This window comes from Occallatibacter sp. (genome assembly GCF_035317045.1).
In the GTDB taxonomy this organism is placed as follows: Bacteria; Acidobacteriota; Terriglobia; order Terriglobales; family Acidobacteriaceae; genus Telmatobacter.
On the sequence record NZ_DATHHT010000011.1, the window covers coordinates 311,822 to 338,152 of the forward strand.

At 56.5% G+C, this 26,331-nt stretch carries 18 protein-coding genes; 12 read left to right on the plus strand and 6 right to left on the minus strand.

All coding sequences use genetic code 11. The features are described from left to right. The first annotated feature begins 142 nt into the window (after positions 1 to 142). Both VK574_RS04590 and VK574_RS04595 read left to right on the plus strand, forming a co-directional pair. Positions 143 to 3,889, plus strand: a complete 3,747-nt coding sequence (locus tag VK574_RS04590) for a patatin-like phospholipase family protein (protein ID WP_472798628.1) — start codon at positions 143 to 145, stop codon at positions 3,887 to 3,889. Between the two features lie 67 nt (positions 3,890 to 3,956). Then, positions 3,957 to 4,640, plus strand: a complete 684-nt coding sequence (locus VK574_RS04595; protein WP_472798629.1) for a glycerophosphodiester phosphodiesterase — start codon at positions 3,957 to 3,959, stop codon at positions 4,638 to 4,640. On the opposite strand, the gene VK574_RS04600 is transcribed toward VK574_RS04595, so the two are convergent. Genes VK574_RS04600 through VK574_RS04610 form a run of 3 tightly spaced genes read right to left on the minus strand, consistent with a single transcriptional unit; the run spans position 4,637 to position 7,707 of the window. Next, positions 4,637 to 6,061 carry a hypothetical protein gene (locus VK574_RS04600; RefSeq protein ID WP_472798630.1) on the minus strand — a complete coding sequence of 475 codons (1,425 nt, stop codon included), beginning with the start codon at positions 6,059 to 6,061 and terminating at the stop codon, positions 4,637 to 4,639. The genes VK574_RS04595 and VK574_RS04600 overlap by 4 nt on opposite strands. A 17-nt stretch (positions 6,062 to 6,078) precedes the next feature. Further along, positions 6,079 to 6,444 carry a hypothetical protein gene (locus VK574_RS04605; protein ID WP_472798631.1) on the minus strand — a complete coding sequence of 122 codons (366 nt, stop codon included), beginning with the start codon at positions 6,442 to 6,444 and terminating at the stop codon, positions 6,079 to 6,081. Positions 6,445 to 6,465: 21 nt separating this feature from the next. Continuing rightward, positions 6,466 to 7,707 carry an alkaline phosphatase family protein gene (locus VK574_RS04610; RefSeq protein WP_472798632.1) on the minus strand — a complete coding sequence of 414 codons (1,242 nt, stop codon included), beginning with the start codon at positions 7,705 to 7,707 and terminating at the stop codon, positions 6,466 to 6,468. A 377-nt stretch (positions 7,708 to 8,084) separates the two neighbouring features. On the opposite strand from VK574_RS04610, the gene VK574_RS04615 reads away from it, so the two are divergent. Continuing rightward, complete coding sequence (locus tag VK574_RS04615; protein WP_472798633.1) at positions 8,085 to 10,742, plus strand: glycoside hydrolase family 9 protein; 2,658 nt, start codon at positions 8,085 to 8,087, stop codon at positions 10,740 to 10,742. A 318-nt stretch (positions 10,743 to 11,060) separates the two neighbouring features. On the opposite strand, the gene VK574_RS04620 is transcribed toward VK574_RS04615, so the two are convergent. Continuing rightward, complete coding sequence (locus tag VK574_RS04620; RefSeq protein ID WP_472798634.1) at positions 11,061 to 13,751, minus strand: tetratricopeptide repeat protein; 2,691 nt, start codon at positions 13,749 to 13,751, stop codon at positions 11,061 to 11,063. Between the two features lie 226 nt (positions 13,752 to 13,977). On the opposite strand from VK574_RS04620, the gene VK574_RS04625 reads away from it, so the two are divergent. The 8 genes from VK574_RS04625 to VK574_RS04660 all read left to right on the plus strand — a co-directional run bounded on the left by VK574_RS04625 (position 13,978) and on the right by VK574_RS04660 (position 22,160). Further along, positions 13,978 to 14,829 carry a hypothetical protein gene (locus tag VK574_RS04625; protein WP_472798635.1) on the plus strand — a complete coding sequence of 284 codons (852 nt, stop codon included), beginning with the start codon at positions 13,978 to 13,980 and terminating at the stop codon, positions 14,827 to 14,829. A 92-nt stretch (positions 14,830 to 14,921) separates the two neighbouring features. Further along, positions 14,922 to 15,398, plus strand: coding sequence for a hypothetical protein (locus VK574_RS04630; protein ID WP_472798636.1), 477 nt, complete (start codon positions 14,922 to 14,924; stop codon positions 15,396 to 15,398). Positions 15,399 to 15,564: 166 nt separating this feature from the next. Continuing rightward, the gene (locus VK574_RS04635; RefSeq protein WP_472798637.1) at positions 15,565 to 16,566 is read left to right on the plus strand and encodes a hypothetical protein; all 1,002 of its coding nucleotides are present in this window, start codon (positions 15,565 to 15,567) and stop codon (positions 16,564 to 16,566) included. 32 nt (positions 16,567 to 16,598) lie between these two features. Then, complete coding sequence (locus tag VK574_RS04640) at positions 16,599 to 17,066, plus strand: DUF4870 domain-containing protein (protein WP_472798638.1); 468 nt, start codon at positions 16,599 to 16,601, stop codon at positions 17,064 to 17,066. A 44-nt stretch (positions 17,067 to 17,110) separates the two neighbouring features. Beyond that, positions 17,111 to 18,868: a hypothetical protein gene (locus tag VK574_RS04645; RefSeq protein ID WP_472798639.1), complete on the plus strand. Its 1,758-nt coding sequence runs from the start codon at positions 17,111 to 17,113 to the stop codon at positions 18,866 to 18,868. A gap of 5 nt (positions 18,869 to 18,873) precedes the next feature. Then, positions 18,874 to 20,466 carry an OmpA family protein gene (locus VK574_RS04650; protein WP_472798640.1) on the plus strand — a complete coding sequence of 531 codons (1,593 nt, stop codon included), beginning with the start codon at positions 18,874 to 18,876 and terminating at the stop codon, positions 20,464 to 20,466. Between the two features lie 40 nt (positions 20,467 to 20,506). Beyond that, the gene (locus VK574_RS04655) at positions 20,507 to 21,640 is read left to right on the plus strand and encodes a hypothetical protein (protein WP_472798641.1); all 1,134 of its coding nucleotides are present in this window, start codon (positions 20,507 to 20,509) and stop codon (positions 21,638 to 21,640) included. Positions 21,641 to 21,716: 76 nt separating this feature from the next. Further along, positions 21,717 to 22,160, plus strand: coding sequence for a DUF3617 domain-containing protein (locus VK574_RS04660; protein WP_472798642.1), 444 nt, complete (start codon positions 21,717 to 21,719; stop codon positions 22,158 to 22,160). Between the two features lie 189 nt (positions 22,161 to 22,349). On the opposite strand, the gene VK574_RS04665 is transcribed toward VK574_RS04660, so the two are convergent. Both VK574_RS04665 and VK574_RS04670 read right to left on the minus strand, forming a co-directional pair. Next, entirely contained in the window at positions 22,350 to 23,939 is a 1,590-nt protein-coding gene (locus VK574_RS04665) for a CRTAC1 family protein (RefSeq protein ID WP_472798643.1), read from the minus strand. A 135-nt stretch (positions 23,940 to 24,074) separates the two neighbouring features. After that, entirely contained in the window at positions 24,075 to 25,139 is a 1,065-nt protein-coding gene (locus VK574_RS04670) for an arabinan endo-1,5-alpha-L-arabinosidase (RefSeq protein WP_472798644.1), read from the minus strand. 226 nt (positions 25,140 to 25,365) lie between these two features. Here VK574_RS04670 and VK574_RS04675 point away from each other — a divergent pair, with 226 nt between their 5' ends. Then, on the plus strand, positions 25,366 to 26,328 hold the full coding sequence (locus tag VK574_RS04675; RefSeq protein ID WP_472798645.1) for a tetratricopeptide repeat protein: 963 nt from the start codon (positions 25,366 to 25,368) through the stop codon (positions 26,326 to 26,328). The last annotated feature ends 3 nt before the right edge of the window (positions 26,329 to 26,331 follow it).

Genomic DNA, 26,331 nt, shown 5'->3' on the forward strand with positions numbered 1-26,331 from the left:
GACCCTACTGGCAATAGACGCTGCGCGAGGGAGAATCCCGTCGCCGCCACTAACGGTTTTCGGAAAAGATCTGGACTGGGAACTCTGGAAGGGACAACCAGATCTGCGGCTCCTGCAAACCCTGTTCGAAAATAATGGTGCGGTGCGAAATGCATTTGCCCGCGCGGTCGGTGCATACCCAGGCAGGCGTCACATCAATGAAATTGCGGCGAAGGGAATCGAAGAAATTCATGACGGCGGAACGAAGACGCCGAGTGTCACACAGGTACTGGAGAAGCATCTTCTAAACTGGGCGGCTTTTGAACGTGGTGAACAGGATAAGGAATTCCTGGCCGCCCTGCAGGAAGAATTTACTTTTCGCGACGAAGTAGCGCGAGCTATTCGCTTTCGGACAAACGAGGCGAACGAACTTGCCCAGTTCGCTACGGATATGTGGAAGGCTACGCCGCTGAAGATTTCCCGTCAGAAAACACGCCAAGTTCTACTGGACCAGCTTAACAAGAGAGAAGACGGCAATGGCGTCGCAGCCATCTTGAGGGGTTCGGTCTCGCGCAAGCCGGATGGAGACTGGAGCGACATTCAATTGCAGCTGGGAGAAATGTTTGCACAGGTTCCTATGTGCGCCTGTGCCCTGTGGGAGGCTATGGAATGGCCGAGGCCGTTTGCGCTTGTATTACGCGAAGAGATGCGGCAGATCGAGGAAAGTCGGCGTTTGAGGCTTCTGGATGGAGAGGTCGGCGACCCTCCTCTTGCGCAGACCTCACTGGACGCTTCCGACCTGGCGGCGCACAAGAAACTCTTCGGGCTTGCATTCTCAGGAGGCGGAATTCGAAGTGCCACCTTCAATCTCGGGGTACTTCAAAAACTTGCGGATATTGGCTTGTTGAACAAGGTCGATTATCTCTCAACCGTGTCCGGTGGGGGATATATCGGATCCTGGCTTGCTGCGTGGATTTGTAAAAATGGCTCCGAACCATTTCAGTCTTTCTTGCCGAAGCTCAAGGCGCTTTTGGCGCCCTCCTGCCCAGATCCGAGGGCGGAACCGCAAAGGCCAATCCGGTTTCTGCGCGAATTCAGCAACTACCTTACACCACGCCTGGGCAGTTTCAGTTTTGATACGTGGACGATGGGTGCAGTTTACTCGCGCAATGTGGTCCTAAATCAAGCAGTGCTCATCTCGTTTCTCGGCACGATGCTCCTGATTCCCAGGCTGCTTCAGGCGCCGCTGATGGTTGAGGGAGCGGATCAGTGGATGTGGCGACTTGCCGCCGTCGCGCTGGTGTTTGCCGTGCTTTGTATGTCTCTCAATATGCGAAAGGCAGTAGCGGACTCACTGGGCCCCCCGGGACGATTGGCGCGATGGCTTGATCCGAAGTTGCCCATGGCCCTTTATCAGCCTCGGTACATTCTTGCATTGGTTGTGGGCAACATCCTGCTCGCGGTTTACCTGGGCTCTGTATGGATGTGGAGACACATCGTTGAGATCGACTCCAACGAAAGAGCCCTTCTAGCGAAGGCCCTGATATTTGCTGCAATTCTGTCTTTGCTTCTTTCTGGGCTTGGTGGATTTGTCCACAAATTTCGCACGCGCCAATCAGGGGCGAGGCTATGGCCGATAGTCCTCCTGCTTATCACGCTTCTCTCCGCGGGAACGAGTGTTGGCCTTTTCCACCTTTACATTTCGATCCTGCTATCGATGTACCGTGCTGGCTGGGAAGTATGGCATGCCGAGGTCTGGGGTCCAGTGCTGCTTCTGGCTGTTCTTGTGGTGCCGGGGACGCTGCAGGTTGGCCTGATGGGGGTCGACTATCCCGATGCGGGACGCGAGTGGTTGAGCCGCTTCCGCGCAGTGTGCAGCATCTTCTCGGTCTATTGGGTTCTGCTGACGAGCTCAACTATCTTCGGCCCCTATCTTGTGTTGAAGATGACGCAATGGAGTTTGCATGGATTTAGTGTGTGGATCTCGGGTCTGACGCTAGGATGGGTGGCTACCACGGTTGCCGGTTTGTTTGCAGGCAGAAGCAAACAAACCGGAACGACTAAAGATGGAACTCCATCGTTCTCGTGGATGCAGATACTTGCAAAGGCGGGCCCTCCAACCTTCATTGTGGGGCTCGTTCTGATATTGGCTACCCTCGAGGAACTTCTGCTTGCACATGGAGGACGCGGGTCTCTTTCCCTGGAGATGCTAACGCAGCAGCACTACTGCCTGTTGAGGCCCTGGCCCATGTGGGACAGGAGCGGCTGGTATGTCGATAGCATAGGCTGGCTGCTTGTCTGTCTGGCGACCGCATCCGCGATATTGGCCTGGCGTGTCGACATCAATGAATTTTCAATGCACCACTTCTACAAGAACCGGCTGGTCCGCTGCTATCTTGGCGCATCGAATGAAAAGCGTCAGCCGAATAAATTCACCGGCTTTGATGGGAGCGATGATTTTCATCTATCAATGCTGACCCCCATCGTGCCGCCGGCTGTGCCGGACGCGAACGCGGCAAATCCACGAGCGCCATATCTCGGTCCCTATCCGATCGTGAATGCGACGTTGAACCTTTCTGTCGGGAAACAACTCGCGTGGCAGGAGCGGAAGGGGACGTCCTTCATCTTCACACCTTGCTACTCCGGATTCGACGCGCAAGGCTGGATTGGCTCGACCGATTCCGCTTCAGGCCACGTGACGACCAAGAAAGCAAGGTTCTGGAGTCGAGAGACGCTGCGGCCGCTGGGCTACAGAAAGACGGAGACATATACGCAGACCGGCGGCCCCCAACTGGGAACGGCAATGGCGATATCCGGTGCGGCTGCTAACCCGAATCAAGGCTACAATACATCTCCCGCCGTCTCGTTTCTGATGACGATGTTTGACGTGCGACTGGGATGGTGGTTAGGCAATCCGCGGAGAGACGGCAGCTCGAAGCTCTCGAGCCCGCGGTTTGGACTGGCGGCGCTGCTGAGTGAATTGATCGGATCAACTGACGATCAAACGCGGTTTGTGAATCTCTCCGATGGCGGGCACTTCGACAATATGGGCCTCTACGAACTGGTGCGCCGCAGATGTAGCTTTATCCTCCTGTGCGATGCGGAGCAGGATCCAGAGTACAAGTTCGAGGGACTCGGCTCAGCGATCCGCAAGTGCCGGATAGACTTCGGTGCGCTGATCGAGATCGACCCGATCCGAATCAAGCCAACTCCCGGTTCGGCGGCTAGTGACAGTCACTGTGCGGTAGGGAGAATTCAATATCTGGACGGCAGCCAGGGAGTACTGGTGTATCTCAAGGCATCTCTGACCGGAGACGAGCCTGAGGATGTGGCTCAATATCATGCGACACAGAGCCAGTTTCCGCACGAGACAACGGCAGACCAGTGGTTCGCGGAGTCTCAGTTTGAGAGCTATCGCGCGCTGGGGTATCACGCGACGCATCATTCCCTAACCCCGGCAACGAACTGGATCGCGTGGGATGCTCAGCGTCCGGATGTGAAGAAGTTCTTCGCTGCGCTGGAAGACTACTGGTATCCCGTCAATCCGAATCTGCAACACGGGGCGTCGAAGCATACCTCAACTCTCTCTGACATCTTCGAGCAACTGCGAAGGGAGCCCGCGCTGCACGCCCTTGGCGCCGATTTGTTTCCCGGCGCGTTTGTGGCTTCGGGGGTCCGTCCGCGCGATGCGGTTGCGGAGTTTTATTTCAGCATGACAATCATTCAACTCATGGAGGATCTGTACTTCGAATTCCAGCTTGATCATGGAAAGTGGTTCAAGGATCCGCGAATTGGAGGATGGAGACACCTGTTCGAGCGCTGGAAATATGTCCCGGCGGTGGCCGGTGCGTGGGCGGCTGAACGCGACACATTTCGGAAGGACTTTCAGTTATTCTGGAATGCGCTATAGAATACCGCCCGCGCAGGTCTTTGATTTCATCTTGAAGCAGTCCTGGATGCGTGCAAGTTAGGAAACAATGAGCAAGAGCCGTATTTTGGCAATCGGGCACCGTGGCGCCGCGGGACACGCGCCTGAAAATACACTTGCCTCGATCGAACGCGGAATAGCGCTGAGAGCGGATATGGTCGAGGTGGATGTTCAGAGAACCGGCGACGGCGCCTTAGTCCTGATGCATGACAAATTTGTCGATCGCACGACCAATGGCAGCGGCCGCCTCTCGGCGATGCGGCTTGACGATCTGCGCAGATTGGACGCAGGAAACGGCGAGAAGATCCCCCTGCTGGGCGAACTTCTGGAAGCCGCCAAGGGACGAGTAGGCCTGATTCTAGAGACGATCACACCTGGAATTGGACCGATCGTCTCAAAGTTCGTGAACGATTTTGGTTTTAGAGATCCAGTTATCTTTGCATCTTTCCTGCACACAGATCTTCTGCGCATTCGTGAACAGGATTCCGCCGCCTTAACGATGGCATTGCTCGAAGGGGTTCCCATCGAGCCGATCACATTTGCTATGGATGCGAAGGCTACACACGTAGGCATCGGGCTCGATTCAGCGACGCCGGAATTTGTCGACGCGCTTCATAAGTGCGGCTTGCAGGTTTGCGCGTATACCGCCGATACCGATGATCAGATTGACTTGGCCAAGAGTCTCAACGTCGACGGAATCATCTCCAACTTCCCAGAGCGGATCCGGGACTAGAACAGAGAAGGCCGCGTCGATCCGCCGAGAAGCGACGGGTTCAAGTTGAATATGTTGTGATGTCCTTCGCTTCCACCCCAGGCAAACATCATTGAGACCATGGGAAAACCTCCGGCTCGGAGGGTAAGTCCCGCACTGAAGCTGTGCTTCAGATGGTCGAAACCGATGTCGCTGCGCGTGTTAGCGACCCTGCCCTGGTCTGCCAAAAAGCTGATACCGAGAGGACCCCAGACGGAGTGCTCGAAACCCTCGCGCAGAAGTAAGGCGCCTGGTGCGCGGAAGCGGTAGTCCTGATAGCTCGAGAGCGCCGATGATCCGTTGATATCGGATCCACCGAACGTGGGCTGAAAATAAAAAGGAATGGTGTTTTCTGACGAAGCGAACGACTCCGTTAGCAACAAGCGAAAGGAAATGGAGCCGTTCAAGTTTCTCGAATGAGATACCGACGGACACGCCTGGTCGAGTTTGGCGCACTCGTCCGGGCCGTGTTCGTCAGAGCTGTTGACTCCTGCTGACTGGGTGTTTCCATACAGAGCGAAAGTATGGTTCAAGTCGGCCGTCCAGCGCATAAAAGAGTGGCGGGAATCAGAAGAAGCGGCAAATTGCTGAAAGTTTCCGAAATAGTTCAATTGGAGTCGTCCAGCAAGAGTCGGCTTGATCCTTATCCCCTCTCCAAGTTGGATCATCGATGGTTGAGATGCTAATCCCGGCGCAGTCGCTTCAGAGTAGATGGTTTCGATCGAGGGCTCAGACTCACCATGGTTGGCACGCAGGCTCACAAACCGGCCGTTCACTTCTCCGAGAAGAGAGAGATTGAGTCCACGGATCGCTTGCCACTCATAAACGGGCTTAATGGCGCTTGCACCAATAATTGTCTGCGACATGCCAAAGACGGATTGTCCCGGAAGGGTCGAGTCATTACCGAGACCGAAGTAGAAAAGCTTGTTGAGCGAAATCGTCTGGGCATAAAGATTCACGACCGTGTAAGGATGGACGAAGTTCTTTGTGGCAGAGCTCGGCGCAGGCGCGCCTGCACTCGAACCGGGAGACACTGGTTGCAGGACATGAATTGCCTGCGGCGGCGTGTGAATCATCTTCATGTAACCGCCGGCGCGAAAGGAGCCGTTGACAGAACCTACGGCATCCAGATCCCATGTCATTCGCCAGTTTGTCGTGTTCTTGCCCGCGACAAAAGCCGCTCCCAGTGCAAAGCCATTCTGCGGAGGCATGCTTCCCACTGCAATGTGCAATGGGTGATCGGTGAAGAGCTCAATAGCGCATCCTGGTGCGGACTTGACGCCGCCCTTGCAAGACTCCGCTACTCGCTCACCTTCGCGTCGGAAGTCGGCCTGCAACGCACCTTCCTGAGCGAACGCAAGTGTGGACGCAAACCACAACATCAACACAATTCCCAATCGCATTTTGCGGCCTCTATCGGCTACTTCTTCGGTCGAGTCTTGCTGTTTTCTTTTTTGCTGGCGCGTTTGATAGTACGCACTGGCGCTGGCTTCTCGTCGGCTGCTGCGGCTATTTGCAGCGTTCGCGTGCGCTTTGGCGTCCGCTGAAGTCGTGATCTGGCCGCGTCCGCGTGAGCCTGATGAATGGCCTCAGTGACTTCGCGAATATACCTGGCGGCTTCGCGTTCGGTTCGGATGGCGTTTATGTAGATGTCGGTCCGATAACGCAGCGGGAGGCGCTTCTCCGCAGCATGCATTTGCTCAACCTGCGTTAATAACAGAGACGAGGCCGGACGGTTTGGATTCATCGAGGACTTCGGGGGGCGAGGCACGTGAATTGTTGTCATCGTGTTTCTTCCTGATCTGCTCTAGACATCAAATTCCGGACAATCGTTGCGCATGGACGTGAGCGAAAGCAAGTTTCTGTTCGAATCCACGAGTTGCGTATTTGGTTCGAGGAACACATCTGCATTCTTTTCGCGCGGCGAACGCGGGGCATAGTCGCCCATGAAGAACTTCGTCACGGTAGCGGGAATGGATGCGTGATCGAACGTGCGATCCACAACAGTTCCCTTTTGGATCCATGGCGAGATGAGCACCGCTGGCACCCGCACCCCGAGCCGGTCGAACTTGAATTCTCGCCCGGTACCGGTGTCGTTTGCGGTGGCTGTGAATTGATCTGCCTGGCAAGCCGGAGGCACGACATGGTCGTAGATGCCGCCGTGTTCATCGTAGACAACGAGAAGGGCGGTGCTGGCCCACAGTGCCGGATTTCGTTTGATTGCCATGTATACCTGAGCGATGTACATCTCTCCGGCCTGAACGTTGTGGTCTGGATGCTGATCATTTGCCAACTCTTCACCGGAGTCGGTGTCGTGGTCGCTGTAATTTGGCTCGATGAAGCTGTAGTCGGGCAGTTGCCCCTTGGAGCAGTCGCCCAGGAATTGATCAAAGGTTCCGAAAAGCTCAGGCTGGTTCTGCAACAGGTTCACAATTTCCATCGTCGAGCTTGCAACGTCGTAGTAGTAGAGTTTCGAGGTGTGCTTGGGAGAAGCATTGATCAGACGGCTATAGATACTCTTGAACGGCTCATTGATGTACACCAGGTTCATGTCGACCCGGCCAAAAGAAGTGCCGTAGTGTGCGAAGGCGCGATTGCAGATCGTTGGTCCGGGTATCGAAGCGAACCAGCGATTGAAGACGGCGAACTCTGTCGCGAGCGTAGTCAGGACGGGTAGCTTTTCCTTGGGGAAGTAGTACATGATCTTCTGCGAATGCTGTACATCTCTTCTTTGGTTGAAATAGCTTTTCACGAAACCGCTCATGTTAGCCGTACGATTGTCGCTGGTATCACCTCCAAAAATCTGCAAGTCCACAGCGGGGAAATGATGATCGGGGTCGGGGTCAAGCTGGCCCTGAAATTCTGCCAGAGGTTGCGCATTGACTTTCGCGCCGGTCGTATCCGGATTACTCAGCGCGCTTGTGATTCCGTCGATGCGCGGGTCGTCAGCCGACAGAGAGCCGAGCATGTGGTCGAACGAGCGGTTTTCCATCATCAAGACGACGATATGCCGAAGTCCATCAAGCCCGGGTGCTGATCCGTTTGCCATATTTTCGCCATCCACGAAGCAAAGGCTGATTTTCGCAGAACCAAAGGCCAGCCTGCAATTAGATCGTGACGCGATTATCGCCTTCGTTTCAAGATTACTGTCAATTCTCTTGTCACATTTTGGGATTTGTTGTTAATTCATTTCCGCAGGGTCCTTGCAGTTCCAATTCAACCCATCTTCACATCCGTGCCTAGACATCTTTGCTCCTTCGAAACTACCTCGTCGATCGGGAGTATTGGAAGCTGCGAGCGGCCCGCTCAAAATCCTCGCGCCTGTGGAACCAAGGGCGCCCAGACGATGTGCATGTCATGGTAGGTTGAGGCAAAGGAGCAGTTTTATCCCAATCTATGCCCACCCGAATCAGAGTGTGTCTCCTCGTGGCCCTGATCTCTGGCCAAAGCCTGTTCGGCGCCGATCTTGCCATGAGGGTGACCGACAAGAAAACCCTCGATACTCAAGGTTTTAGCGTATTTCTCTACGACAGCACGTACCATCCTGTTTTCGTAGACCAAAAGAACACAGCCATGGAGATGATTCTCCACGGTCAGCGCATCGCCACGAACGGCGACGTGCGCCTGATGCCAACGCCCGAGCAGTGGGACCTGGTGGCAACCCTCAAAGGGCGCCAGGCCGATAAGGCCAACAATCGGCTCACCGCGAGTCTTGCTTTCCCGACCTTCGATCTCAGCTACACACTGGAAGTCGCAGCGGAACCAGGCGGCGTGAAGGTTACCATCAATCTCGACAAGCCGCTATCGCAGAAACTGGCCGGGCGGGCGGGCTTCAACCTGGAGTTCCTGCCCTCGATCTACATGGGCAAGGCTTACCTCGTGGACGGAACCAAAGCCGGCATCTTTCCGCGAACGCCTGACGATCCGATGGTCAAGGTGTTGCCTCTGACTGATGAACCGAAGAAGGCGTACTACCTGGAAGATTGGGATAAGGCCAAGGGATACACTCAGCCACTGCCGTTCGCCGAGGGCAAGAGCATCACCCTGGGGGTCGACGACGCGCTGGCCCGGGTCAACGTTAAGTCGGATACGGCCGACCTCATGCTGTTCGATGGACGGAACCGCGCCCAGAACGGCTGGTTCGTGTTGCGTTCGCTGATCCCTTCAGGGAAGACCACCGGCGCCATCGTGTGGCACATCAGACCGGACGTGATTCCGAACTGGACGCGGCCGCCCATGATCGCGCACAGCCAAGTCGGTTATGCGCCAGGTTTCTCCAAGGTGGCGGTGCTCGAACTCGACCCGAAGTTCGAGGCCCCGAAGACGGCCAAAGTGCTGCGCCTGATGGAGAACGGATCTTACAAGCAGGTGTTTGAGGGCCCGATCACGCCTTCAACGCCCTGGCTGCGGTACGTCTATTCGAAATTCGATTTCACCCCGGTGAAGGACCCCGGCCTTTATGTCATCGAGTACGCAGACCAGCGCACGGCGACCTTTCCTATCTCCAAAGACGCTTATGCAAACGTCTGGCAGGACAGCCTAGACCATCACCTTGCCGTGCAGATGGATCACGTTTCCGTTCGCGAAGCCTACCGCGTATGGCACGGCGCTTCGCACCTGGACGATGGCCGTCTGGCGCCCGTGGTCGGGGAGCAATTCGACGGCTGGAATCAGGCTACAGCAATAGACGGGAAGTACAAAGGCGGCGATCACATTCCGGGGATGAACGTGGGCGGCTGGTATGACGCCGGTGACTTCGACCTCGAGGAGCCTGCGCAACTGAGCGTGATTCAGAGTCTGGCCCTGGCGTATCGCGAATTTGATCTCAAGTACGACGAGCTTACGGTCGATGAAGGCGCGCGTGAGGTGGAGATGCACCGTCCCGATGGCGTGCCGGATACGGTGCAGCAAGTCAAGCACGGCGCACTGCTCATCCGGGCGCAGTTCCACAATTTCGGCCACGCGATCCGCGGCACGCACGAACCGGATCTGCGCCAGTACACCCACTTGGGCGACGGAGCGTCGAAAACTGACGGCCGCATCTATGACCCGCAGCTCGGTCCGAACGAAGTGAAGGGCGAGTATTCCGGCAAGCCAGACGACCGCTGGATCTTCTCCACTACGAACCCGTTTTTCCAGTGGAATGCCATCGCGGCGCTGGCTGCAGCGGCCGACACGCTGAAAGGCTATGACGACGCACTAGCGAAAGACTGCCTCGACACCGCCATCAAAGCATGGAACGCCGAGAAGGCTCACCCAACGCAGAATCCAGTGGGCGGCCTGGGCGGAGCCGCGCCGGCAGGTGGCCAGGGAGGCGCTCCTGGAGGTGGCGTGCTGGCTGCGTCTCAGGGTACGGTTTCTGGCTCAGGCGCTCCGGCAAGTTCTGGCACGACGAGCGCACCAATAGCACCGCCATCCGGCTTCGACCGTGGCGGCTTTGGCGTCGGACAGGACTGGGCTGCGGCTCTGGAGTTGACCATTGCCACGAATGGTGCCGAGCCCTACAAGTCCCGTCTAAAAGAGTTGTTCCCTCAGATGATCACCCCGCAGCAGATGGGATTCCGTGGTTGGACGGCAGTCCGAGCATTGCCTTATTTGGACGCGAGCGCGAAAGATCAAATGCGAGAAGCGGTGAAGACATACATGGCGGGTCTGGACAAGCAGTTGGACGCCACGCCATTCGGCGTGCCTCCGAGCCTGGGCACCTGGGGTGGATCGGGCGCCGTGGTTGACATGGCCATCCGGATGTACTTTCTGCACAAGGCGTTTCCTGATCTTGTGAGTTCCGAATACACACTTCGTGCCGTCAATTACATTCTCGGCACGCATCCGGTATCCAGCACTTCGTATGTGGCTGGGGTCGGTACAGTCTCGAAGACAAAGACGTACAGCAACAACCGCGCCGACAACGCTTACATACCGGGCGCCGTGATTCCGGGATACATCATCATCAAGCCGGATTTTCCGGAGTGCATCGACGACTTCGGATTCCTCTGGTTCGAGGACGAAGCCGTCGTGGCCGGGTCGGCAAGCTGGGTCGTGGCCGGCAACGCTGCGGACGCGATCACTAAGGAATCGAAGTAGGGCCAGTACTCGAAGCGTCCGGCAGCCCCGAGGGTGCCGAGCGCTTTTTTGTTTGGAGAAATCCCATTGCGGCGCGGCCTTCGAGATTTATTGCTCGCTGAGGGAGACGAATCCTGTTCGGAAGCCGGCTTCCATAAGCATCGATCTAGCGTCACCAATCGAGAATGATGCGTGATCCGGTCGTTAGACGCGAGCCGATTCAAGGGACTTGATGTATGCAGATGTGGCAACCGCGCCAGCAAAAGAATGCCGAGACTGAGCCGATCGCACGGCGATGGGGTCCATCGCTCTCATTGCCGCGGGAGCAGTCCTGCGCGATCAGGGGTTTGGGGCGCTTCGTGAAGCTTGCCGATCGGACGTGGCCTTTCGCGAAATCAAGCCAAACCCTTTGGCGCCGGCACTATTCTCGACCGCAGTCAGTTGCTCTTGTGCCAGAGCATCGCGCCCCATCTTGTTCGCCAGTTCCGCCTGCAAGAGCCGATCTTCCAATTCGATGCCATTAAAGTCTCGTCTCCGTGCTTCCTCATCTATTTGTATTAGCAGAGGCCGTGATTCGGCTGGGCGATCGGAGTTGAGCTTGACTCGTGCCCCTGCTAGTGCACATTGCAGGCGTACGTATGGGTTCTGGCTCTTCTTAGCCAGATTCTGCAGTTGTTCATATTCATGCTGTGCATCAATCTGTTTCGACTGGGTGAGCAAGGCCTTGATGAGCACGACGCCGGCTGCCAGTTCGTCATCGGACGATCCTTCTCGATGGAACTCAGGCTGGAGTTTGCGAACTACTGCTTCAGCATCTGCGGGGTGGCCTTCCTCAATCGACACAAGGGCTAATGCAGTCTCGGTTTCCGCAGCCATTTGCTTTTCTCCTGCTTGTTTTCGCAACGCCAGAGATTCTTCGTACGCTTTCCGAGCAGCCGCAAGATCACCTCTATCCAGGAATACGTCACCTTCTCCAGTGAGGACGTAGGCGATGGCATTCTTGTCGTCGATTTCCTTTGCGGTAGCTTTGGCCTGAGCATAAAAGACATCGGCTGTTTTCAAGTTTCCGTTTTGCCGCGACAGGTCGCCAAGATTATTCAAGTTCAGGGCCACGCCCTCCTTGTCCTCGGTAGCCTGGTAGTCAGGGATGGATTCTTCCAGTAATCTCTTCGCCTCAGTCAAATCTCCAAGCGAAACACGGACGGCTGCGATGTTACTCAAGGCCGTAGCGGCTCCCGAGAGGTTTCCGACCTGGCGAAATCCGGCAAGTGCCTGCCGAAAGATTTTCTCGGCTTCTTTCAGATCGCCTCGCTGATAGTAGATCGCTGCAAGGTCAGTGCGCATCATCGATTCCCCGTTCACGTCATGGGTCTCAATGGAACTGTCGAGAGCATTCTCGCAATCGTTCAAAGCCTGCTCGAGGTTGCCGGCCGAGGGACCTTGTTGACACAGAATTCCGAGGGTCCTTGAGACCAGAACGTGCGACCCCTGTGCACTCGCTTTCGCGATCGCGCGCCTGGCAGCTTCCTGCGCGCGATTGAAGTCGGTATTGATCCAAGTTGAAGCCTCAGCTACGTCGATCCGGGCATCGTCGCGCATGGGAGGCGGAAGGCGTCGAAGCGTGGCCAGTGTTTGCAGTGCGTCAGAATGCTTCAAATAGTTTTGTGCAGATGCCAGATGCAATCCGTAGTCCAGATTGTCCGGAAACATATGAAAGAGCGTCTGATAGGCTTCGACGGCTTTGGGGTAGTCTGCAATCGCCTTTCGGTACGTCCCTTCCACCAGGAGGCGCTGCTCTTGAGATAGATGATCCGAGAGGTCGACAGCAAGTTGCGCCTCCTTGCGGGCTTTAACTTCGTAGCCTGAATGCCACAAGGCATCCGCGAGCGCCGAATGGGACAGCGGATATTTGGGATCGGCCGCGATTGCCTCGGTGAGCAATCTTCGGGCTGACGCCAAATCGAAAGCCCAAAGCTTTTCGCGTCCGGCGGCAAAGAGTCGGGCAGCTCTTTCGTTTGATGGCATTGCGGCCCGGATAGCGGTCGAGTTCTCAGACGAGATCGGATGCAAGCCAAGCTTCTGACGCAGATCTTGTCCTGCACGGTCGGCGAGTTGGAATAGATCATTCTCGTCACCGGAAAGTGCTTCTTCCGCGATTGTCTCGCCGACCGCGGTGTCCTGAATGCGGAGGTCGAGACGAATTTGTCCTCCTCCTGGAAGCAGCGTATACGATCCCAGCACCACCACATCGGCACCCGGATCAGTCCGGAGTCGATGCAAAGTTGATGGAGCCAACGTGTCTTCATCTGCCAAGAGCAAGTCACTTTTCGCCCGCGCAACATCTTCCCCCGAAACCATTCGTACTTCGCCGTCCGCTCCAAGCTCGGTGTTGAGCATTTCAGAGAAAGCAGCCGAGAGCCACTTGTCTTCGGCACGCCCTGGCAGATTCCGAAAACCCAGCACAGCGACCGATCTCCTGATATTGACCGGCGACAGGGCACTGTGAGCCTCCGCGCTATGAAAAGCGGGGCGCAGTAGAGAATGCAGCGAATAGAGCCCGAGGACAACGACGGCCGCGGCTGCGATGCCGGCGATCATCGAGTTGCGATTGAGACCATGCCGGGGCGCGGCTGGTATTGCGATGGAGGCGGCGCTTTTAGCCACGAGTTCCGCCTGTGTGGGCACCGCAGCATGCATGGTTACCGGCGCCAAAAATTTGTAACCGCGTCTCGGAACCGTCTCAATAAACCTCGGGTTGGCGGCAGCGTCGCCAAGTGCCTCACGCAGTTTTCCCACAGCCACGCTCAAGCAAGCGTCGAAATCCACAAACGTATTCCCCAGCCACAGCCGCTGGCAGATGGTCTCGCGGCTCACGAGCCCGCCGGCATTTTCGAGCAGAAGGATCAGCAATTGGAATGGCTGTTCCTGCAGCTTGAGCCGCGCCCCCTTTCTTTGCAACTCACCAGTCTGGGGGTTGGCTTCGAACACACCAAAGCGATAAACCGATGCGGCTTTTGTATTCTCGATCATTTGAATCACTTGAACATTGGTGGGAAGAAGTCCGAAAACGTATCTGGAGTTTTACCACAGATTGGTAGCGGAGCGGATCGGCCGGTTTAGAGTCGACGGTAATTAATTGATAAATAGCCGTTTATCTGTTTAGAAGGATTTTGGCCGCTGTTTCTTTGACTCCGGTTGCAATCTCGCGGAAGGTGTCGGTGTCAGAAGGCAGAATCTTCGGATCATGGGGGTGGTTATGGTTGAGCTTAGGGGAGTCAGCAAAGATCAGGAAATCATTGGAAGGCAATTCTTTCAGAGAGCTGCCTCGCGCCGACGCGTGATCGGAACCACAACTGCAGCACTCGCCGCAATTACGGTCGCCATCCTCTTCGCGGCCGCAACCCAGAATCCGGTCAATGCTTCAACAAGCGTGCACCCAATGAAAGGCGACGGAACAGCCGGCTACGTTGCGAAGTTTATCGACGAATATGACGTTGAAAACTCCGTCATTTTCGAGTCACTCGGCAGCATTGGAATCGGCACCATCACTCCGCAGGCAAAGCTCGACGTCTTGGGGAATCTCCGGATCGAAGGAATGGGGAACGCACTGATATTTCCCGATGGCTCAGCCGTTCATAACCGGGCCGAACTCATTGGTCCCCAAGGTCCGCAGGGTATTCAGGGACCACAGGGTCCAGTCGGCCCCGCAGGTCCGACGGGGCCAACGGGATCGCAAGGTCCTGCAGGAGCCAACGGTGTTGGTCATGCCTACGCGCTTAGCAACAGTGGAGACGTAATTCTCGACAACAGTTTTCCTACTGTTATCTCTGTAACCGTCCCAGCCGGCAGCTATCTCATCTTCGGCAAAACCATGGTTATCAATGCCGATGGTTCAGATCAAAATGCCATTTGCAAGCTCAGCACGGGCGACACAACCGAGGTGCATCTTGCAGGGGTACGCGACGCCGCTGACAGTGAGGCTGTGCCGGTACAGGACGCCGTCGTGAATGTTCCGGACGGAACCAAAATCTCCATGAGTTGCGCGACCTTCGATGGTTTGGCGAGGTACGCAAAGCTCACTGCGATCGCAGTCGATCAGGTCAACTGAAGTAACAATTCAGGAGAGCTGCCTTAATCGGATTTAAGCATTGGAGTTTCACCTCACCTTGCAGAAAGAACTTTATGACATCGAGGAACACTATGCCGAAGCATTCCTTTTCAAGCTCGTCAACCTTGGCCTTTGCCGCCGTTCTGGCAGTAGCCTCTTTCACGCCTACGCCAGCCGCAGCGGGTGGCGGGGCCTGGATCGACAACGGTGCCACCGCTTGCGAAAAGTATTTGACCCCTGATGTGGAGGCCGCGATCCTGCGCACTCCCGGCGGCCGCCCGCGGCGGCTCGACGCGCATTCCTGCAATGTCGGCCCGATTTACATCAGCCTGAAAGTTACCGACATCGACGTCTTCCGGCAGGAGATCCCGAGAATTTACGGCGCGCACACGATCAGCGGCTTCGGCGACGGCGCGTATTGGAACGAGGCAGGCGCCTTCTCTGCTGTCAAGGGTCATGATCGCGGTTGCGAAATCAGTGTGATCGACCCCGGAGCACCGAAGATCCACAACGCTGCGCTTGGACAAAAGCTCGGCGAGATATGCAACAAGTTATTTGCCATACCGTGATTTGCGTGGCGCCGCGCACTTTAAGGAATATTGCGTTCAGCTTGTCCACCACCCATAGAACAGCCTCGGATCCCGGATATTCCCGGGTATCCCGTTTGAGACTTCGGGACTCTGTCGATCCACCCTGCCAGGTTTTGGCGCAAATCGCAATTAGGAGTTAGCAAACATGAGCAAATTTTGCGGTACGTGCGGCTCACCGCTGACTGACGGACAGAAGTTTTGCGGCAAATGCGGAATCGCGAACATAACGGTTCAACAAACTGCCCCACCCACGGAGCATCCCACCTCAGTCTCTGCACCGCCAGCTTACGCTCCAGTTGGCTCATCTCAGCCGGTCATCACGTCCGCTCCGGCCCCGGCTCGATCCAACACGCTGCTCAAAGTAGGCATCGCCGCTGTCGTCATCATTTTTGTCGGCGGCGTTGCCGCGCTCGGCGCCGTGTACTACGCGGTGCACAAGGTCAAAGAAAAAGTGCAGGCCGTTACGCACCAGGTGGAGGGAGACAGCTCCAACCCAGCGCGAGGTGGACTTGCTTCTCTGGTCCAGAAAGCGGCATCTTCGGCAGCGTCGAGCGACGACGGCAGCGATGACTTCAAAGGCGATCCATGCCGGTTTCTCAGCAAAGAAGATGTATCGAAGGCAGTTGGCATCGAGATTTTCCGTACACAAGCTCAGGATACTGGCTGCAGTTACATCGCTAAAGGCGATCCGGCAGACATGGTCTCAAAACATATGACCTCCATGGTCAGCAGCCAGGCCAAAAGCAATGGCACAACTCCCACTGCGGACCAGACGAAGATGATGCAGCAGATCACCGGCGCCTTCTTCAAGCAACAGGAGGCTTCTGACAAGAGCCTGTCGAAAGAAGCAGCAACCGGTGAGGTTCTCATCCTTTCAGTCAGCTTCACCACCGGCAACGCAGAACTCGAAATGAAGATGAATCGCATGGCCTTCAACCATGTAACGGGGGGCAACGGTGACGGCAAAACTACTGATCAGAAAGCATCAGGCGATCTCGAGGGCATTGGTGACGACGCTTACGAGATGGGCGGAAGCGGCCTCATCTTTCGCAAGGGCCACACTGTCGTCCACATGATGTTCCCCGAGTGCCCCTGCGATGCCAATGCGATCAAACCGCTCGCCGCCAACATCGCCAACCAGTTGTGACACCAGAACCCAATCTTGAAAAGGAAAATTCTATGAGCTTCTGTCAGAACTGCGGCCGCCTCCTTACTGAAAGCTCGTCGGCCTGTCCCATCTGTGCCTCTGCTGGACCGGCCGCGACCGTTGCTGCTCCAGCGCCCAGCACTTCCGGATTGCAACCTCACAGCGCTGCTGCCCTTGCGTATCTTGCCGGATTCGTCACGGGCATCATTTTTCTTGTGATTGATCCCTTTAAGGCAGACCGTTTTGTGCGTTTCCATGCCTTCCAGTCGATTTTTTTTAACGTTGCCTGGGTCGGTTTTTGGATTGTCTGGATGATTGCCGGAATGATCCTGGGCGCTATCACAAAGGGTCTGTTCTTCATCGTCGAATTGCCAGTGAATCTGCTGCTGATGGTGGGTGGATTCTGCCTTTGGGCCTATCTCATGTACAGCGCATCTCAGGGCAAGACCTTCAGGTTGCCGGTGATCGGCGCTCTTGCGGCAAAACAGGCTGGACTATGACGCGGGGAAAGCAGGCGTGTTTTCCCAGAATCAGTACACGAAGGATGATGTTATCGGGCGTACTGATTTGTACGCTCGCTGGCGGATGCAGAAAATCCGCCGCGCCAACGCCTGGCCCCAGCCTCAGCCAGCAATCAGCCGACCAGGGTTCGAAGCCCACGGTCGCCGACGAGTTGTTCGATTTCAAGCGGCATCCGCGCAAGTCAATGATCAAGCCACTCGAAGTCTCCGCATTGTCGGAGACAGAGAAGAAGTATGGCCGTGCGCCGCAGCTTGATCCCAGCGTCGAGTATCAGCCCGGCATCATCCTCATGACGCAAGGAGACAAAGCGATCCGCTCCGTGGGCACCGATGCAATGTCATGGACTTTCGATGCGAACGCTCCGCACGTGAACGAATTCGAGAAGGGCAAGATCGTCTTTGCCACCGGCCGGGCGGTCGGACGAATTCTCTACATCAAGCGGGATGGCGACACCGTAAAGGTTGTCCTTGGCCCGATCCAGCTGACCGATGTCATACGCAACGGTGACTTTGGCATGAGCGAGGATATCAACCCCGGCAACGCGCTGGTGTACATCAATCCGGACCTTCCGGAACCTGGGGTTGAAAAGACCAAACCGAATATCTCCCGACTCGAACCTCCATGGAAGGGATGGAACAAAACAGTTGTTGTGTCCTCTGTGTCCGCAACAGGTAAGTGGACACCACTGAAGATGATGAAGATCGACCCGAAAGGACAAGCCACCAACTTTCGCCGCATCGGTCGGCGGTGGGCAAGGACAAATTATCTACCCGCAGAATTTTCCAGGTTAGCAGGTGAGAAAAGAAACGGAGCACTGCGGTTCGAGCACACAGCATGGGGTGGCCAAATCACAATGCCGGGAGCACCAGGTCCTTCAATCAATGTCCCGAAGATACCGTCGCTCGATGTGCCCAAGGCCATTACGGTCTCTGTTGCGGATTTGACGGCGCATCCTTTTGCCACAAGCTCATCGATAGGCGTGAAGTACATCTATGACAAGAATGATCTCTATTACGAAGCCACCGGTATTCTCGAGCTGCACAATCTCCACGCTAATTTTGCGCTAGGTATTTTGAACGGCGTACCGGCCGACTCAGGTCTGGATCTGGGTGGAGAACTCGGCGTGCATGTTCATTTGAACGCCCATACGTCGCAAAATTTCCACGTCAACTCTCAGACCAAATTGTATGTGCCGGTGGACTTCTCCATCCCATTGGGTGGCCCGATTCCCTTCGCTCTCTCGTTCGAACAGGCGGCAATCATCAATACCGGCTTTAGCGCCAAGAACTCCATCATGAACGCCGATGGCCTATACAACTTCTCCGGCGGTCTGAAAGCAGGAAGATTCGGTGGTAGCTGGGGTGTCAGCGTGCCCATGAAGATTAGCTACGTCACCGACGTCGGACAATCGCTCGAGGGCCTATCGGTAGGAATCAACTCTCTTGTACTGGGATGCTCTCTGGAAGGAATCGTGGGCCTGGGGGTGGCTGGATTCACAACCGGGGTATACGTGACTCTCACCGTCAGTGCAACCGTGCTCCGAGCTCCCGATATTGCTTCTGCCTGTCGCCAAGGCACCATTGAAGCATGGCTCTATTCGGGTTTGGGCTATGCCATGCCGAAATGGCTAAACGATGCGGTCAACTACGTACTCAGCTTCTTCACCGATGACCGCGTCGACCAGGTGGGCTCCCTACTGAAGGGTCCGGCAACGCGCCTGTTCCATGGTGACACGAGCATCCCCAGAAACTGCGCTTCTCAAACCAAGGGAGGAGCTTAGTCCTCTTGACTTACTGCACACAATGCGGAGGCCAACTCGAAGCCGGCATACAGTTCTGCACTGGCTGCGGCGCGCGCGCTGGGGTCGAAGCGCAACCCGCCGCATCGCAAGCGTCAACTGAAACAGGAGCGCCTGCCTCTCCACAACCGGCCACAGCATCTTCCTGGCAAAGCACGCCGGTCGTCCCGCAGCAACAGACCGTGGCGAGCACAAAGAATGGCTGCTTGCCTACCGTGCTGGTTGTGCTGGGAGTGCTCGCGCTGATTGCGGTTCTCGGCATCGGCGGGTTGGTTTATGCCGGCTACAAAGTCAAACAAAAGGCCACCGCACTCCTTCACAACGCAACACCTGATGGAACCAGTCCCGGTGCGCCGGCAGCTCCTCCTGGCGAGAGCAAACCGGGATCGCCCGCCGCAAGACCTTCAGACGATGCGGGAGGATTGCTCGACGGCCTCTCAAAGATGCTTGGCAGCGAAGACGATGAGGGAGATCCGGTCCAGCCCGTCAACGACGCCACCCCTGTCGAACCCTGTGCGCCCGCCCCGTTTCCGCCGCAGAGCGCAGCGAAGATCCCCCTGCAGGTAGGAACAGTGGTCACCACGGCTTGGGGCCTCAAAAACGGAGATGTAGAAAACCGAATCACCATCAATTCCACCACCCCCACTTCATTCGTTGAGGACATGGCAACGGAGGAGTACAAAGACGACAACAACCACGATTGGAAGCCCACCAACTATACAGACACTGTCTGCAACGTAGATCTTGCATCCGCAAACACCTACGTGACAGTCACGGCTTTGCACATGCCGCACTTGTTCCACGGCGTAAGTCGACTCCGCCTTTCAGACAAATCCTTTCAAGAGGCAAAGACCACTGGCCAGCTTGATCTTCGATATCTCGATGTCTTGTCGCTGCAGGAAGGCGTGAAGCCCACCTATGAGGGTGGCATTCTCTCACGGGTCGAATCGCAGGATGTTGCCTATCCCATAATCGTGAACGATCAACCCGTCACTCTCCCGGCGATTCATCTCACCGGCATTATGAAATCTGTAGGCAAAGATCCGTCTCCGAAAAAGATCCGCCCATTCCACAGCGAAGCAGAAGTCTATGTCATCGACGATCCGTTGAATCCTCTGGTGCTCTTGTGGAGACTGAAAGACCCGCTTTTTCATGGTGGAAAATTCAGAGTCGAAGTCGTGAAAATCGAGTTCAAGGTTCCGCACCCGGTAAACCTTGTTGAGAAGCAGCTCGCCGAGCAGAAGCGCGCGATTACGTATGGCATCTACTTCGACTTCAATAAGGACACCATCAAGCCCGAATCCGATCCCGTGCTGAAACAGATCGTCCAGGCATTGTCGGATCACCCGGACTGGAAGCTGACCGTTAACGGCCATACGGACAACATCGGCGGCGACGCTTACAACCTGGATCTTTCCAAACGCCGCGCCGCGGCTGTCAAGCAGGTCCTAGTCAGTCGCTTTCACATCGCTCCCGACCGCCTTTCCACAAATGGCTATGGCGCGTCGGGCCCCATTGATACCAATGACACGCTCGAAGGCCGCGCGCGCAACCGCCGCGTCGAGCTAACCCGCGAATAGAACCTAACGCTCCAAATATCCACGCATCAAGGAGATCGTAATGATATCAACATGGCTCCTCATCTTCGCTGCAGCGGCTCTTCAGCAGCCGCCTGCCCACACTGACGTCAGTTATCAGGAAACAACGCAAATCACCGGCGGCTCACTGCAAGGCATGATGAAGCTCGCCGGCGCATTCAGTTCTCAGGCTCGTCAGGCAAATGCCCCCACGGTCACCACCGTTTTGCTCCACGGCAATCGCATGGTCCGGTCCAATCCTCACACCACCGAAATCATCGATCTCGACCAGCAAGCCATCACGTTCATCGATCACGACAAACACAGTTACTACGTTATGACTTTCCAGCAGCTGAAGCAGGCGATGGCAAACGCCATGGCTAAGGCTAAGGAGCAAGGTGCATCCTCCAGCAACCAGCAGCCCTCAGCCAGCGGCGCGCAAATGAACTTCGACGCGCATATCAGTTCCAATGGAGCCACCCGCACTATCAATGGCCTCCAGGCGAAAGAAGCCCTGATCGCCATCACCATGATCGCGAACGCGAACGATGGCTCCAACGTAAAGGCGGGCCTGGCTGCAACCAGTGAGATGTGGCTCGTCCCTGAGATCCCAGGCATGGATGAGCTGTGGGCCTTCAACCTGCGCATGGCACAGGAGCTTTCCATCGACACTACAGCAAACCAGATGTCCGGCTTGCTCGCCGCACAGCCAGGCGGCGCAGAAGCGTTGGCTGATCTGAAGAAGGAAACATCGAAAATGCAAGGCTTCCCAGTTTTGCAGGTCACACGCGTCGGCCTCTCTCCTGATGGTCAGCCTCTTCCTGCCCCCTCTGTTGTGCCTGCCTCGAACAGCCAAACCAGTCCCTCGACAGCAGGAAATGTGACCCGCGAGGTAGCGACTGACACAGGAACGCAGACTGCCAATAGCGAGATAGGCAAGCTCGGCGCTTTTGGACGCGCGCTAGGCGGTTCCAGCCTCGGCGCATTCATGCGCCACAAACCGCAGCCCAAAGCAGAAGTCGCGGCGTCTCCAGGTAGCTCTGCCGCTGCAAACGTGTTGCTGGAAAGCCAGACAAGCATCGATCACTTCTCCACATCGGTGGCCGATTTAAGCAGCTTTGACGTACCAGCAGGTTACAAACAGGTCACCTCACCGATGCTCAAAAATGCGAAGTGACTGCGCACCGTTCTCTCACTCTGCACTGCTGCGCGGTGCGCTTTCAACCCGAATCGACAAGGAGGTTCATCTCACCATGCGAATCCTGATCGGCGTCCTCTTGCTCTACGCCGCTGCATGTGCGTTCGGCCAAAATCTCCCCATCAAAGAAGGCCTTTGGGAGAACACCGTTCTTGATGACGACGGTTCTGTCGCCATGCGATCTCTCAACTGCATCACGAAGAAAAGCATCGCCGACATGATTGTCAAGGCCAATAATCATCCCGGCTGCACCGTCACGGGACAGAACATAACCAGCCACAGCATTACTGTCGACATCTCCTGCAGTCGGCCCCGGGTTCAGACGAGCGTGCACACTTTGATGGATCTTGTCGATTCCGAGCACTGCCGTGCTACGACCACCATCAGGATGACGATCAATGGAAAATCATCGGAATCTACCAGCAAATCGATCTGCCACTTCGTCAAGTCCGAGTGCGGCAGTGTTAAGCCAGGCAGCCCTGAGATCACCTCGCAATAAAACTGGTCCAGGAGGGCGAGCTCAGAATATTCGATCGCGCGCTCGGAAGCTCCCGCCCCGGCGCATTCATCCGGGCAGTTTATGAGCGCATGCGCCTCCAGACGTTGGGCCGCGACGTCTTCCGACGACGTCGTTCTGAGGCAAAGTTCAATCCACCACTGAAAGTCAAGAAGCATCGCCGATGCGGTTTTAGCGCGTCGCTGTCACAGGCTCCTCTATGCGGAGAATGCGGTCTCCGGCTACATTCTTCAGTGTCTGCACGATGCCGCTTGGCCAGCGAATCTCTATGGCCTGTGCAACGGTGCTGCTTCCGAGCCCGAAGTGGGCCCGTGGATCGCTTGAAGATAAGTACCCGCGCGACGTGGAAACCGTCTCCCATTGACTACCTGCGGATGTGGTCACCTGAATCAAAGCACCGATGCCATCGCGGTTGCTCTTATGACCCACCAGCTTGAGCGTGAGCCAGTGATTTGCAGTCGGCGTCTCGTTGTGCAGAATGTGCGGCGTGCCGCCATTCGTCGTCACCACAGCGTCCGCTCGGCCATCGTTGTCGAGATCGCCAATCGCCATGCCGCGGCCCACCCACCGCTCTTGCAGTCCGGGACCAGAGGATGCGGTCACATCGGTGAATTTACCCGCAGCGTTACGCAGGAGCATCATGGGCTCGCGGTAGTGCAACTGCGGATAGCTTTTTTCTACGGTGTCGAGATCATGCCCCTGCGCGATCAAGAGGTCCTTCCAGCCGTCGTTGTCGTAATCGAACCAGCAGAGACTCCAACCGGAGTGGAACAAAGTCATACGCGCAAAGCCCGCCTTATAGCTTGCGTAGTCGAAGGTCCCATCATGTTCGTTGTGGTAGAGCGCATACTTTTGATTCGCCAGTGTTGTGACTACGAGATCGGGCCAGCCGTCGTTATCGTAGTCGGCAAAGTCCACGCCCATGCCGGCATAGGTGCGGCCATCGCCATCTACTGCGACTGCTGCCTCGAGGCCAACTTCTTCAAAGGTGCCGTCCTTTTTCTGATGAAACAGGAACTCAGGCATGGAATCATTGGCCACGAAAAGATCGATGCGCCCATCGCGGTCGTAGTCGCCAATCGCAATGCCCAGCGCTTTGCCCGGCTTATCAAGACCAAGTTTGTGGGACACTTCTGTGAAGTGTCCGTTGCCATCGTTGTGATAGACCAGCATGGAGATCGGGTCGAAGACATCAGGGTGGCAGTAGCCGCGGTTTTCCGAAGGGCCGCACCACTTGTCGTCCCAGTCCCACCTCACGTAGCGCAGAACCACCAGGTCCAGCAGCCCATCGCCATCCAGATCAACCCATGCTGCGCTTGTCGACCATCCGCCGCCCGCTACGCCCGCTTCCGCAGTCACATCTGTAAACGTGCAGTTGCCGTTGTTGTGGTAAAGATGATTTCCGCCGTAGCCGGTGACGTACAAATCCTCATGGCCATCGTTGTCGTAGTCCCCGGCTGCCACTCCCATGCCGTATCCCACGCCGGACAGGCCGGATTTCTGCGTAATGTCCTCGAAGGTTCCGTCGCTCTTCTGGTGGTAAAGGCGATTCCAGTAAGCGGATCCCGTTTTTTCGGGAATCGCGCCCTTCGGCGTCGGGTCAGGGTAGGGCGCGCCGTTTACCAAAAATAAGTCCAGCCGTCCGTCGTCATCGCAATCAAACAGCGCCACGCCGGAGCCCATTGTCTCAATCAGGTATTTGCGCGAGGTATGGGGCGCCTGGTGCAGAAAATGCACGCCTGCCTGCGCCGTGATGTCCACAAATCGCCCGGGAACGGATGCCCCCGGCGCTGCAATTGGGGCCCTCGCTTGAGCGCACAACCATGCACAGCCGGCGGCAGCAAGAGCGGCCCATGCGTATGCCCTCCGGAAATGTCTGTTTCCTCTCGTCACGCTTTATTTTGCCTCGCCCACTGTGCCCAGCGCGGCTTCAGGCCAGCCGTTTTTCCATACCACTGTGGAGATCTGCAGTGCGGGCTTGCCTGTTGTCGCGTCGTAGGCGTGAAAGACAATCAAGTCACCCTCAGGGCGCTGCAACACGGACTCACCACCGGGTCCGAGCCAGCGCCTGTTGGCTGTCAGCAGCGGACTTCCGCCGCCCTTGAGCAGTTCTCGGCCTTCGCGGTCCACGTAAGACCCGGTCACTTTATGCGAGCGGCCCACCATTGTGCGATAGGTACTGTGTCGGCCTCGGCAGCACAGATCGAAGGAGACAAAGAGATAGTACAAGCCGCCGTGGCGTATGATGAACGGCGCTTCAATCGCCTGCCAGTCCGGCGGAAGTCCGGGCTTGGCTGGCACTGGATCCTCCGGGCGCGATCTGGCGGCAAGGGAGTAGAGTGTCTGGTCTTCCGATGAGAGTTTTCCCGTCGCCAGGTCGAGGCGCCGCATCTTGATTCCCGACCAGAAGCTTCCGAAACTCATCCATGGCTGGCCCTTTTCGTCGAGTACGATATTCGGGTCGATCGCGTTGAAGTTATCGGTGGCCATGGAGTGCAACACCAGTCCCTTATCCTGCCAGTGGCACTTCGGGCTTGCAGGGTCCAGCGTCTCGTTGGTCGCCAGCGCGATGCCGGAAAGATTCGAGCCGAAGAGCGAATATGCGTAGTAGAGGTGATAGGTCCCATTGAAGAATGAAATGTCCGGCGCCCAGAGATCCTTTGTCCCGGGGCTGGTTTTGTGAATCCACTCGGGGACGGAGTCAAAAACGTGACCGCAGAGCTTCCATTCGGTGAGGTTGTGGGAGCAACGGATGGCGAACTGCCCTCCGCCCGGCGCGGAGCCTGTGGCGAAGACATAATAATTGTCTCCTTCCCGGCCGATCGAAGGATCGTGCGTACCGGCATAGTCGCCACTCAGTTGAAATGCATTGGCCTCCTGCGACCGCGCGGCCGGGGAAGGCGCGCTCAATGTGATCAGTGTGGCAATACAGATTGCTGCAATTGGAGGCAATATGCGCACGGGACTTCTCCTACTGTGCCGTTCGGTTACTCTTTCAGAAACGGAGCATTGGGTAAACCATTTTGAGGCGAAAGTTTTATGCCGCTCTGCGCAGCCGGGATGGCGCCCGGGAACAATACAAGCGCGCTTGGCATCAGGCAACCGCATTGGGTTAGATGCCGAGCGGATGGTCCTGCCTGCAATAGTCATTCGTGGAAAGTATCGCGCGACGCAATGGTGTGAGGCTATGACAATTCGGTGCTCGCATTTACTCAAAACCGGGCTAGCGGTACTGCTGGCTGCCTGGATCGGGGCTGTTCTAACGGCCCATGTCTCGGCGCAACAGACGCCGGTCAAAGGCGCACAGCCGGCAGGCATACCTCTCGGGCGTGAAGCCACAGCATCGCCCAATCCGTCGTTGGCTGAAACTGAAGTAGGCTTGCGCGCCAGTCTCGAGCACAATCCGCAATCCGCGGATACGCTTTATGAACTTGCGCTGGTGCTGCAGCAGGAAAACAAATCTCGCGAGTCGCTCGAAACCTACACCCGCGCCGCGCAGATCCGAAAGCCCAACGTTGCGCAACTCCGGTCCGTCGCCATGGACTATGTGCTGCTCGACGACTACGACGATGCGGTGCGCTGGCTGCGTGTCGCCCTGGGCATGGAACCTAATAACGCAGATGTTCTCTATGGCCTGGGCCGGTGCCTCTACACGAAGAATCTCTTTCCTGATGCAGAAAAAGTCTATCTTCGGCTGCTTGCGCTTGATCCTGCGAATCTCAAAGCAGAAGAAAATCTGGGACTCACTTACGATGCACAGAACGATCCGGAGAAAGCCGAAAAAGCTCTGCGCACCGCCGCGCAATGGGCGAAAGAGCGCGGCCTGAAGGATCCGTGGCCCTATCTCGACCTGGGCATCTTTCTTCTCGATCAGTCCCGCGCAGACGATGCAGAGCCCTTTCTCGAGAAGGCTGTGGAACTGGGACCGCAATCTGCATGGGCGCACGAAAAACTGGGTATGGCATTGGTTGCTCAGGGAGATTCCGCTCGCGGCATTCGCGAATTGCAACTCGCCGTTGGTCTTGCCCCCAAAGATCCCAAGGCCCACTTTGAGTTAGGTCACGCGTATCGCACTGCAGGCCAGCTGGAGAAGGCCCGCGCAGAATTTGAGCTAAGCAAGTCGCTCTACGGAGAGCACAGCCAGAATTAGCCA